Here is a 9598-nt window from a genome sequence, read left to right on the forward strand (position 1 = left end):
CCCTAAAGAATCAACCTTTCCACTCAACGCAAGACTTACTCTTACTCATATGCGATTCCCCTGCCCCTTGAGGGGAGATGTCGCCGAAGGCGACAGAGGGGGTCGTCGCGCGTAGAGCGCTAGCATCATCTTTTTGAAAGTACGAGGTCGCGTCCCGTCGTGCCGACCCCCTCTGGCCTGCCGGCCATCTCCCCCTCAAGGAGGGAGATTGGCGCCGCGCCGTTGGCGCATCTCTCCCAGCGCGGCTGTAAAGTATAAGCGCACTGCCGACTCCCCCCTGCGGAGCACCGCACAATCACTGCGGAAAACCGAACACTGCCGAGCCTCGCCCCGCTCTATCATTCCCCCAGGCAAAAGGCGTCCCGGCGATCGCTTACGTCCCCGCGTCTGTCGATCGGCCGGGGCGCCCAACAACAGGGGAACGACGATGAAATTCATGCTGACCGACCGCAAATTGCACCCGCAGGCAAAACCCGTCGCCGACGACTTCAAGAGCGGCGGCATCAACCGCCGCGAATATCTGGCCTTGATGGCCGGCCTTGGTGTCAGCGCCGCCGGCGCGCTGGCGCTGGGCGGGCTCGCCCCCACCCCTGCCCGCGCGGCGGAACCCAAGAAAGGCGGCGTCCTGCGCGTCGCCATGAACGTCAAGGGTTTCAAGGACCCGCGCACCTTCGACGGCGTCGAAATGTCCAACGTCGCGCGCCACTGCAACGAATATCTGGTGCGCTGGAACACCGACTTCTCCTTCGAGCCCTGGCTGCTCGAAAGCTGGGAGGCGAGCGACGACGCCAGGACGCTGACGCTGCATGTGCGCAAGGGCATCTCCTGGTCGAACGGCGACGCCTTCAACGCGGACGATGTCGTCCACAACCTCACCCGCTGGTGCGATGCCTCGGTGGCCGGCAATTCGGTCGCCGCGCGCATGGGCGCGCTGGTCAATGCCGACACCAAGAAGGTTGTCGACGGCGGCATCGCCAAGGTCGACGAGTTCACGATAAAACTCAATCTGCCCAAGCCCGACATCTCGCTGATCGCCGGCATGGCCGACTATCCCGCGCTGATCATGCACCGCTCCTATGAGGGCGACGGCGATCCGATGAAGGCGCTTGCCATCACCACCGGTCCCTGCGAGCTGGTCAGCTGGGATGCCGAGACCGGCGCCGAGGTGAAGCGCAAGGATAAGCCCTGGTGGAAGGGCGAATTCCACCTCGACGGCATCAAATGGGTCGATTACGGCTCCGACCCCAACGCCATGCTGTCGGCGTTCGAATCCGGCGAGATCGATACCGACCACGAAACCGCCTCCGACGCTGTCTCGCAGACTGAGCAGATGGGGCTCAAGAATTCCGAGATCGCCACCGGCTCCACCATCGTCGCTCGCTTCAATGTCGGCAACGCGCCCTATGACGACGTCAAGGTGCGGCGCGCCGCCCAGCTCGCCGTCGACAATTCCGCCGTGCTGGCGCTCGGACTCGGCGGCCGCGGCAAGCCCGCCGACAATCACCATGTCGGCCCCATGCACCCCGAATATGCCGATATCGGCCCGGCCAAGCGCGACCTGGACCAGTCGAAGAAGCTGCTCACGGAGGCAGGCAAGGCCGACCACGAATTCGAGCTCATCTCCGTCGATGTCGAATGGCAAAAGAGCACCGGCGACGCCATCGGCGCGCAGATGCGCGAGGCCGGCCTGAAGATCAAGCGCACCGTGCTGCCCGCCGCCACCTTCTGGAACGACTGGAGCAAATACCCCTTCTCCTGCACCGAATGGCTCGGCCGCCCGCTCGGCGTCCAGGTGCTGGCGCTGGCGTATAAATCCGGCGCCGCCTGGAACGAAAGCGCATATGCCAACAAGGAGTTCGACGAACTGCTAGACAAGGCGCTGGCGACCCCGGACGCCAAGGCGCGCAAGGAGATCATGGCCAAGATCGAGCAGAATTTGCGCGACTCAGGCATCATCATCCAACCCTACTGGCGCTCGGTCTACCGGACCTACCGCAAGGGTGTGGAGGGTTGCGAACAGCACCAGGCGCTCGAGCAGCACTTTGAGAAGGTGTGGATCGAGGGGTGAGGCCTCGCCGCTCTTGGGTTCCTCGCCCCCACGAGGAACACCTCATCCTGAGATGGAGTGCCGGCAGGCAAATGAGGGAAAGCGCCGACACTGTTCGATATCCCGCAAGCAAAGAAAGAAAAGTTCCGTCGGCGCCACCCCCTCACCCGACCTCCGCTTCGCTCCGGCCACCCTCTCCCCGATGGGGAGAGGAGACTCCCAGCGCCGGCGCCTCCTCTTCTCCCCACCGGGGAGAAGGTGGCCGCGAAGCGGCCGGATGAGGGGGCTTCGTAATGTGCCAGCCTTGGCCTATTTCCGGCCGGCCCTACCTTCACAAGAGGCACCAGCCGGTGGATCGCCTCGGTGGCGCTGTTGCGGATATCGACGGACCGCGCACAACCGCACCGATCCGTTCAGCGCTCGGATTTCACAAGTGTCCAGATCCAGCCAATAAAAGTCAGCACCAGGAACGGATAGCCGGCGGCGGGCAGCGGCGACGAGGTCGGCAGTAGGGGCGCGCGCCACAGGATCATGCCTGCCGAGACGACAAACAGCAGGGCGGCCACGAGCGCGGTGAGACGCATCCAAACGGCGAAAGTCTTCGGCGCGCTGACCATGACAAGTGCGGCCGCCCACAGCGAGATGCCGCCGACATAGGAGGGCACGCTGGCCTCAAGCCCTGCCGCATTGCCGGCGAGCAGCAGGCTCTCGCCGGCGAGGAAGGTCAGGAATCCGGCAGCTATGCAGTCATTGCCCAGCCGCTGGTATTTCATCGTCAGCAGCGCGGTCGCCACCACCAGCGCCACGCCGTCGATCGTCCACAGCGTTTCGCGCAGTTCGGCGCTGGCGACGAAAGTGCCGGCGAGCCCGAAAGCGCCACCGATGGCCAGGCCGGTCGCGGCAACGATGTCCAGCGGGTTGGAACGCATTTGAAATCTCCCCCAAGCCCTGCTGAGGATACTCCTGGGCGGAACGTTCTCAAAGGGGTAGCGCGAAGCGGAAAACGGAGAAAGTGTCGAGACGTGTCTGCCCTCGGGCGATCCGGCCTTGTCACGCCCTCGCCTGCGGTCGAGAAGTGGCCGACGCGAATGCCGGTGAGACAGTTGCCTGAGCCCGCGTCGGCCACTGGCGAACCGAGGTCCGCCGCCCGATTTTTGTAGCGCCCCATCGCGGCACGAGCAACCAAGCCCAGGCCATCGGTACGTATTCGTACAAACGTGATCTCCGCGTGCCGATGCCAACAGCGCGGGGACCCTGGAACATTCAAAAAAGCGCTCGGTGCCCAGATAGCCTGGGCGCCGCCTCCTGGAGAGTAATCTACACCGCTCTGCGTCAACGCATCGCTAGCGGGGCACATTGCCCCCGGCAACTCCACCGCTTTCGAAGCCTGCCATCGATCCACCGGATCGATGAATTGGCGCGCTTCGCGCGCCAATCGGCTTCTCAATCCCCCATCTTCAGCGCCTGAATAAACGCCTCCTGCGGGATATCGACCTTCCCAAACTGGCGCATCCGCTTCTTGCCTTCTTTCTGCTTGTCCAGCAGCTTGCGTTTGCGCGAGACGTCGCCGCCGTAGCATTTGGCGGTGACATCCTTGCGCAGCGCCGAGATGGTTTCGCGGGCGATGACCTTGCCGCCGATCGCGGCCTGGATCGGGATCTTGAACAGATGGTTCGGGATCAGTTCCTTCAGCTTCTCGCACATCTGCCGGCCGCGCTTTTCCGCCGCCGTGCGGTGCACCAGCATGGAGAGCGCGTCGACGGGCTCCTCATTGACCAGGATCGACATCTTGACGAGATCGCCTTCCTTGTAGTCGGTGAGGTGGTAGTCGAACGAGGCGTAGCCCTTGGAGATCGACTTTAGCCGGTCGTAGAAATCGAACACGACTTCGTTGAGCGGCAAATCGTAGATCAGCATGGCGCGCTTGCCGACATAGGACAGGTCGGCCTGGATGCCGCGCCGGTCCTGGCAGAGTTTCAATATGCCGCCGAGATAGTCGTCGGGCGTCAAAATGGTGGCGCGGATCCACGGCTCCTCGATGGCGGAGATTTTCACCACATCGGGCATGTCGGCCGGGTTGTGCAATTCCTTCATCGATCCGTCGGTCAGAGCCAGCCGGTAGACGACGCTGGGTGCGGTGGCGATCAGATCGAGGTTGAACTCGCGCTCCAGCCGCTCCTGGATGATTTCCAGATGCAGCAGGCCCAGGAAGCCGCAGCGATAGCCGAAGCCGAGCGCCGCACTGGTTTCCATTTCAAAAGAGAAAGAAGCGTCGTTGAGGCGCAGCTTGCCGACCGCGGCGCGCAGATCCTCGAAATCGGCGGCGTCGACCGGGAACAGGCCGCAGAACACCACTGGCTGCGCCGGCTTGAACCCGGGCAGCGCCTTGGCGGTGGCGCGCTTGTCCTCGGTGATGGTGTCGCCGACGCGGGTGTCGGCCACTTCCTTGATCGAGCCGGTCAAGAAGCCGAACTCGCCGGGGCCGAGCTCGTCGACATTGATGCGGGCCGGCGTGAACACGCCGGTGCGCTCGACCAGATATTTGGCGCCGGTGCCCATCATGCGGATGGTCTGGCCCTTCTTCAGCACGCCGTCGATGATGCGCACCAGAACGATGACGCCGAGATAGGCGTCGTACCAGCTATCGACCAGCATCGCCTTCAGCGGCGCTGAAGCATCGCCCTCGCGCGGCGGCGGCAGCTGGTGGACGATGGCCTCCAGCACATCGGGAATGCCAAGCCCGGTCTTGGCCGAGATCAGCACGGCGTTGGAAGCGTCGATGCCGATCACCTCCTCGACCTGCTCGCGGATGCGCTCGGGCTCGGCGGCCGGCAGGTCGACCTTGTTCAGCACCACGACGATCTCGTGGTTGTTGTCGATCGCCTGGTAGACATTGGCCAGAGTCTGCGCTTCGACGCCCTGCGAGGCGTCGACCACCAGCAGCGACCCCTCGCAGGCGGCGAGCGAGCGCGACACTTCATAGGCGAAGTCGACATGGCCGGGCGTGTCGATCAAATTGAGGATATAGTCCTCGCCATTGTTGGCGTGGTATTTCAGCCGCACCGTCTGCGCCTTGATGGTGATGCCGCGCTCGCGCTCGATGTCCATCGAGTCCAGCACCTGCTCCTTCATGTCGCGCAGCTCCAGCCCGCCGGTCAGCTGGATCAGCCGGTCGGCAAGCGTGGATTTGCCATGGTCGATATGGGCGACGATGGAGAAATTTCGGATGTGGTCGAGGGGCGTGCTCATGTCGCGCGCTTTAGCAGGGGCGGCTTGCTGCGGCAAGCGGCACAGCCACTGCCGGGCAAGTGCCGCCGGCGCTTGTCGCTCATTACGCGCTCTTCGCGAAAAACGATAAACATTAACCAAGTCCGTTAGAGCATAATTGGGGACTGCCATGTTAGCCGGGGAGGATATTCTGATATAAGGATCAAGGCATGCGGGGGCTGGCAGGCAGGTTTATCAGGTCGCGGAGCGGCGCGTTCGCACCGATACTCGTTCTCGTCATGATTCCGCTGATCACCGCGATCGGTTTTTCGGTCGACTACACCTCGGCGGTCCAGACCAGGTCGACCGAACAGGCGGCACTCGATTCCGCGATCCTGTCGATCACCACGATGGATACCGCCTCGACGAAGGCGCAGCGCCAGGTAACGATGCAGGCCTCCTACGTGGCCAATGGCGGACAGGGCACCGCGACGCTGAACACCTTCGACGTCAGCGCCAACGGCACCGCCACGGCGCAGGCCACGGCGAGTTACCCGATGCCGACCGTTTTCATGCAGATCGCCAGGATACCGACGGTGGCGATCGGCGTCTCATCGGCGGTGAGCAAGACGCCCGCACTGGTCGCAGCTACATTCAACGTCGATCACGTTTCAGGCTACTGGAACAAGACCATGACCTTGTACGGACTGCCGTTCGGTTCGACCTCCAGCACCACACCGACGACCATGATGAAGGTCAACTATGTCTACAAAGGCTATAACTATTCCTATACGAGCGGGGGTAAGACTTATACCGCTGCCGACCCGAAAGGTTACGGCACGACAACTATTTCCACTGTGTCGGGAACAACCTCGACGCAGGTTCAGAGCCAAGTGTGCACGACAGTAGGGTCAAAAACCGATTTCACTCCCACTGCTGGAGTTTACAGAAGCACCGCGGTAGCAAAAAGCGGAAACACGAGCGGCTCCACCATCTATTTCAAGACAACGTGCGCGACCACGAATTCCGCCGGAAACACCAGTGGCGCAACAATCAATGTGAGCACCATGGACCAGCTCTATCTGCAGATGGATGTGCCGTCCGGACCGGTCAACCCGCTCAAGTCGAACAATGCAGACACGTCGAACCGGCTCTACCTCGGCGCCGGGTACAGTACTGCTGCACAAAGGGACCTGGACCCTTCCAAATACCTCCCTGTCGAGGTTAAAGGCAACACGGTCGTCGACATCTTCGGCGCTGTGCCCTGCAGCCAGACCAGCGATCAGGCATGGGAAGACGGCGGCAACAATCCTCCACTGCCTGATGTCACGAACGCCGACTTCTTCTACAGCGTGACCGGCAAGTGCGACTTCAACAAGCGGCCCTCCAACACGGTGCTGACGCAGTAAGCTGCGCTCTTGGCCTTCTCCCTGCGGTAGAAGGTGGATTGGCGCGCAGCGCCAAGACGGAAGAGGGGTGCTGGACGGAATACAACGGCCGGGTAATCTGGCGCCATGCCGCATCAACCTGTTCTGCCAGCCAAACGAAGCTTCGCCCATTCGCTCCGGCACAAAATGACGGAGGCAGAAGGCAGGCTGTGGCATGAACTGCGCGACCGCAGGCTCGACCGGATAAAATTTCGGCGCCAGGTTCCCGTCGGAAGGTACATTGCCGATTTCGTCTGCTTCGAAGCTGGCCTCATCATCGAGATCGATGGCAGCCAGCACGCGGAGTCGGATTCTGACCGTGTCCGCAAGGCAGACCTGGAGGCGAGGGGCTTTCGCATTCTGCGCTTTTGGAACGACGATGTTCTGAAAGACTTGAACGCCGTCTGCGACACCATCATCGCCTATGTACGAGATATGAGTCTCCAGCCGTGGCGATAGGGGCTCCGACTTCCCTTCTCCCCTTGTGGGAGAAGGTGTCGCCGAAGGCGACGGATGAGGGGTGTTCCAGGGAATGCCAACGCCTCATTNCAGGCGCTGGCGCCGCCCCGGTCGGCTCCCCCTTCTCCCCTTGTGGGAGAAGGTGTCGCCGAAGGCGACGGATGAGGGGTGTTCCAGGGAATGCCAACGCCTCATTCCCTGGAACACCCCTCATCCGTCTCGGCGCTGCGCGCCGATCCACCTTCTCCCACAAGGGGAGAAGGGAAGAATTGAGCCTGATGATCACAAACCGGTGAGCGCTGTAACGAAGCGGCAGACAGCGGCGAAGTGGGGACATGAGCGGCGCATCCGGGCGCCGGCGCCCACGGAGCAAGCCGAATGTCAGGGTCCAGCAAGTTCGTCACAGTGTCCAGCCTTTGCGCGCTTGCACTCGCCGTGTCGCTCGGTGCGGCCGCTGCCCTGCCGCTCACGGTGGTCGAGCTGTTCACCAGCCAGGGCTGTTCGTCCTGCCCGCCGGCCAACGCCAATCTGATCAGGGTCAAGGACCAGCCCGGCGTGCTGGCGCTGTCCTTCAACGTTACCTACTGGGACTATCTCGGCTGGAAGGACACGTTCGGCCGCCAGGAATTCACGCAGCGCCAGGTCAGCTACGAGCCGCCGCTCGGCCATGACGGCCCGTTCACGCCGCAAGTGGTGGTCAACGGCCATGCCGATGTCGTCGGCGCCGCACCCGGTGAGATCGAAAAGCTGATCGCAAGCACTGGCCGAATTAGTGGCCCGTCGCTGTCGATCGACCGCGGCAAGGTCAGCATCGGCGCCGGCTCGGTGCCGGGCGGCAGGGCCGATGTCTGGCTGGTGCGCTATCTCAGGGGCGTCGTCCAGGTGCCGGTGGCGCGCGGCGAAAACACCGGCCGCACCTTGCCGCATGCCAATGTCGTGCATTCGCTCAAGAAACTCGGCAGCTGGACAGGCGACGCCGCGGCGCTCGATCTGCCGCCGGCTTCGGACGGCCTGAGCACCGCCGTGCTCGTCCAGTCGCCAGGCGGCGGGCCGATCCTGGCCGCCGCTACCAACTAGATCACGCTTCCACAAAGATTGCGCAAACGCCGCACGCGCGGCGCCGCATAGCACGGCCGCCAAGACGGCGCGCCCTTACGACCACCCCAAGGAGACCATCATGACCACTCTGTTTCGCCTGACGCTGCCTGCCCTCGCTTTCGCTCTGTGCTCGACGGCGCTGTTTGCCGGCGGCATCGCCCGTGCCGACGACGCGATCAATGCGATGAAGCCGGCCGCGAATGCCATGAAACCCGCCGCCGATGCCATGAAGCCGGCCGCGGATGCCATGCAGCCTGCAACCGATGCGATGAAGCCCGCCGACCCGATGGCCACCAATTCGATGAAGCCGGCCGCCGACGCCATGAAGCCGGCGGTTGACGCGGTGAAACCGGCAACCGATGCCATGAAGCCGGCCAACTAGGCCGATTGCCGGCGGCGCACGCGAATGTGAGCCCCCGCCGCAACTAGCGCGTCGCGCCGCCGTCCCTGATCCAATAGACTGATCCCAATGGGAGCCATGAGGAGTGCAACCATGACCGACATCAAGACACCAAACCGTTCGCTTGGCTTTGTCAAAGGCGCGCTCGCCGCACTTGCGCTGGCTGCCGCGGGCGCCGCCTTATGGCTGACGCCGGCGGTTTCTGCCGAGGACGCGGTGAAGATCCCGCCGCCGGCTTTGGACGAAAAGGCGGTGGCCGGCAGTGAAAAGGCAATCTTCGCTGGCGGCTGCTTCTGGGGCGTGCAGGGCGTCTTCCAGCACGTCAAGGGTGTGACCAAGGCCGTCTCCGGCTACACCGGCGGCGACAAGGACAGCGCCGTCTACGAGACCGTCGGCACAGGCCGCACCGGCCACGCCGAGTCCGTCGAAATCACCTACGATCCGTCCAAAGTGACCTATGGCCAGCTGCTGCAGGTCTATTTCTCGGTCGCCCACAACCCGACCCAGCTGAACTTCCAGGGACCGGACTCCGGCACGCAGTACCGCTCGACGATCTTTGCCGAAAACGATGCGCAAAAGAAGATCGCGCAGAGCTACATCGCCCAGCTCGACCAGGCCAAGGTCTTCCCGCAGCCGATCGTCACCACGCTGGAAACCGGCAAGACCTTCTATCCGGCCGAGAATTATCATCAGGATTTCCTGACGCTGAACCCGACCTATCCCTACATCGTCTACAACGACCTGCCCAAGGTGGCGAACCTGAAGGCGCTGTTCCCGGCGCTGTACAGCGAAAAGCCGGTGCTGGTGCTGTCGGCGAGCAATTGAACTCTCGAAGGAGACGTCGGCGCGAAGCACCCCCCTCTGCCCTGCCAGGCATCTCCCCCTCAAGGGCAGGGCTATCGCATATGAGTAAAGAGGCTAAGCAGGTTTTGATCGGCCCATCGTGCCTTGAGTCGTTTG

At 63.0% G+C, this 9598-nt stretch carries 8 protein-coding genes; 6 read left to right on the forward strand and 2 right to left on the reverse strand.

All coding sequences use genetic code 11. The annotated features are described in order from the left end of the window. The first annotated feature begins 427 nt into the window (after window positions 1–427). Window positions 428–2068, forward strand: coding sequence for an ABC transporter substrate-binding protein (locus tag X744_RS140115; protein ID WP_023763142.1), 1641 nt, complete (start codon window positions 428–430; stop codon window positions 2066–2068). A 392-nt stretch (window positions 2069–2460) separates the two neighbouring features. Here the strand turns inward: X744_RS140115 and X744_RS1000000174730 are convergent, their stop codons facing one another. Both X744_RS1000000174730 and lepA read right to left on the reverse strand, forming a co-directional pair. Then, on the reverse strand, window positions 2461–2976 hold the full coding sequence (locus X744_RS1000000174730; protein ID WP_023763143.1) for a hypothetical protein: 516 nt from the start codon (window positions 2974–2976) through the stop codon (window positions 2461–2463). Between the two features lie 514 nt (window positions 2977–3490). Then, a complete protein-coding gene (gene lepA, locus X744_RS140105) occupies window positions 3491–5296 on the reverse strand; it encodes a translation elongation factor 4 (RefSeq protein WP_023763144.1) in 1806 nt (601 codons plus the stop codon). A 188-nt stretch (window positions 5297–5484) separates the two neighbouring features. Here lepA and X744_RS140100 point away from each other — a divergent pair, with 188 nt between their 5' ends. The 5 genes from X744_RS140100 (at window position 5485) to msrA (ending at window position 9463) form a co-directional block, all read left to right on the forward strand. Further along, a complete protein-coding gene (locus X744_RS140100; protein WP_023763145.1) occupies window positions 5485–6663 on the forward strand; it encodes a TadE/TadG family type IV pilus assembly protein in 1179 nt (392 codons plus the stop codon). A 105-nt stretch (window positions 6664–6768) separates the two neighbouring features. Continuing rightward, the gene (locus X744_RS140095) at window positions 6769–7140 is read left to right on the forward strand and encodes an endonuclease domain-containing protein (protein ID WP_023763146.1); all 372 of its coding nucleotides are present in this window, start codon (window positions 6769–6771) and stop codon (window positions 7138–7140) included. Between the two features lie 378 nt (window positions 7141–7518). After that, window positions 7519–8217 carry a DUF1223 domain-containing protein gene (locus tag X744_RS140090; RefSeq protein WP_023763147.1) on the forward strand — a complete coding sequence of 233 codons (699 nt, stop codon included), beginning with the start codon at window positions 7519–7521 and terminating at the stop codon, window positions 8215–8217. A 100-nt stretch (window positions 8218–8317) separates the two neighbouring features. Beyond that, entirely contained in the window at window positions 8318–8620 is a 303-nt protein-coding gene (locus X744_RS140085) for a hypothetical protein (RefSeq protein WP_023763148.1), read from the forward strand. 111 nt (window positions 8621–8731) lie between these two features. Further along, window positions 8732–9463 (forward strand): peptide-methionine (S)-S-oxide reductase MsrA, encoded by a 732-nt coding sequence (gene msrA / locus X744_RS140080; protein ID WP_023763149.1) that lies wholly within the window; start codon window positions 8732–8734, stop codon window positions 9461–9463. Window positions 9464–9598 lie beyond the last annotated feature (135 nt).

It is taken from the genome of Mesorhizobium sp. LNHC252B00, assembly GCF_000502955.1.
GTDB lineage: Bacteria > Pseudomonadota > Alphaproteobacteria > Rhizobiales > Rhizobiaceae > Mesorhizobium.

Coding starts and splice junctions, on each gene's coding strand:
- X744_RS140115 (WP_023763142.1), top strand. CDS start 428: ATGAAATTCATGCTGACCGACCGCAAATTGCACCCGCAGGCAAAACCC.
- X744_RS1000000174730 (WP_023763143.1), bottom strand. CDS start 2,976: ATGCGTTCCAACCCGCTGGACATCGTTGCCGCGACCGGCCTGGCCATC.
- lepA (WP_023763144.1), bottom strand. CDS start 5,296: ATGAGCACGCCCCTCGACCACATCCGAAATTTCTCCATCGTCGCCCAT.
- X744_RS140100 (WP_023763145.1), top strand. CDS start 5,485: ATGCGGGGGCTGGCAGGCAGGTTTATCAGGTCGCGGAGCGGCGCGTTC.
- X744_RS140095 (WP_023763146.1), top strand. CDS start 6,769: ATGCCGCATCAACCTGTTCTGCCAGCCAAACGAAGCTTCGCCCATTCG.
- X744_RS140090 (WP_023763147.1), top strand. CDS start 7,519: ATGTCAGGGTCCAGCAAGTTCGTCACAGTGTCCAGCCTTTGCGCGCTT.
- X744_RS140085 (WP_023763148.1), top strand. CDS start 8,318: ATGACCACTCTGTTTCGCCTGACGCTGCCTGCCCTCGCTTTCGCTCTG.
- msrA (WP_023763149.1), top strand. CDS start 8,732: ATGACCGACATCAAGACACCAAACCGTTCGCTTGGCTTTGTCAAAGGC.